General features: G+C 68.6%; 1 protein-coding gene. It reads left to right on the top strand.

All coding sequences use genetic code 11. The annotated features are described in order from the left end of the window. Positions 1-127: 127 nt before the first annotated feature. The coding region (locus ACDELDRAFT_RS22430) for an acyl-CoA dehydrogenase family protein (RefSeq protein WP_005801173.1) at positions 128-1,443 on the top strand (1,316 nt) is incomplete at its 3' end.

Below are 1,443 nucleotides of genomic sequence, written 5' to 3' on the forward strand. Positions count from 1 at the left end.
GACTGGCGCGGGCGCCGCCGTATCTGCGGCGCGTCCGCGCCGCGCTCTTGCGCCAACGGCGGAATCCGAACACCTGGGGGGGCCATTTTTTCTAGACTTTCAGGACTGACTACGGAGACGCACCACCATGGCCTGGACCACTCACGAGGTTTTCAACCAATTCGACGAGCTGACCGACTTCAACCTGCTCACAACCGATGCCGCGCTGGGCGAAGCCCTGCAGCGCGCCGGCGCCCAGGGCGCGGTGCCGGCCCTCACGGCCTATGGCGAACGGTTGGGCTGCGCCGACACCTGGCACCTGGCCGAGCAGGCCAACCGCCACACGCCCGTGCTGCACAGCTTTGACGCACGGGGCCGCCGTGCCGACGCGGTGGAATTCCACCCCAGCTGGCACGCGCTGATGGCACTGTACCGCGCGCAGGGCCTGATCGCGCATCCATTCCAAAGCAACGACGCGGGCCGCTGGACGGCATGGGCCGCGGGCTTTTACCTGCATGGCCAGGTGGAACAGGGCACGCTGTGCCCGGCCACCATGACCACCGCCAGCATCCCCGTGCTGCAAAAGGAGCCCGCGCTGTGGGCGCAGCTGCAGACCCCGCTGTTCAGCAGCGACTATGACGCGCGCGACGTGCCGCTGGCCCAAAAGCGCTCGATCTGGCTGGGCATGGGCATGACCGAAAAGCAGGGCGGCTCGGACGTGCGCGCCAACACCACGCTGGCCACGCCGCTGGGTGCGGGCGGGCGCGGTGGTGAATACCTGCTGCGCGGCCACAAATGGTTTTTTTCGGCGCCCATGTGCGATGCGCACCTGGTGGTGGCGCGCACGGCCGAGGGCGGCCACGCCTGCTTCTTCGTGCCGCGCTGGTGCCCCGACGGCAGCAAGAACGCGGTGCACGTGCAGCGCCTCAAGGACAAGGTGGGCAACCGCAGCAATTCGAGCAGCGAAGTCGAATTCGAGGACGCCTGGGGCATCCTGATGGGCGAGGAAGGGCGCGGCATTCCCACCATCATCGAAATGGCCGCCACCACCCGGCTGAACTGCGTGATCGGCAGCGCCGCCATGCTGCGCCAGGCCACCGTGCAGGCCCTGGCCTATGCGCGCCGGCGCGAGGCCTTCGGCAAGCGGCTGGCCGAGCAGCCGCTGATGCGCACGGTGCTAGCCGACCTGGCGCTTGAAAGCGAGGCCGCTCTGGTGCTGGCCATGCGCCTGGCCGAGGCCTTCGAACGCGACAACAGCCCCGCGCAGCGCGCCTGGAAGCGCGTGATGACGCCTGCCGCCAAGTTCTGGATCTGCAAGCGTGCGGTGGAACTGACCGGCGAGGCCATGGAGGTGCTGGGTGGCAACGGCTATGTGGACAGCAGCGTGGTGGCGCGCCTGTTCCGCGAGGCGCCCGTCAACTCGATCTGGGAGGGCTCGGGCAACGTGATGTGCCTGGATGTGCT

The organism is Acidovorax delafieldii 2AN (assembly GCF_000175235.1).
In the GTDB taxonomy this organism is placed as follows: Bacteria; Pseudomonadota; Gammaproteobacteria; order Burkholderiales; family Burkholderiaceae_C; genus Acidovorax; species Acidovorax delafieldii_B.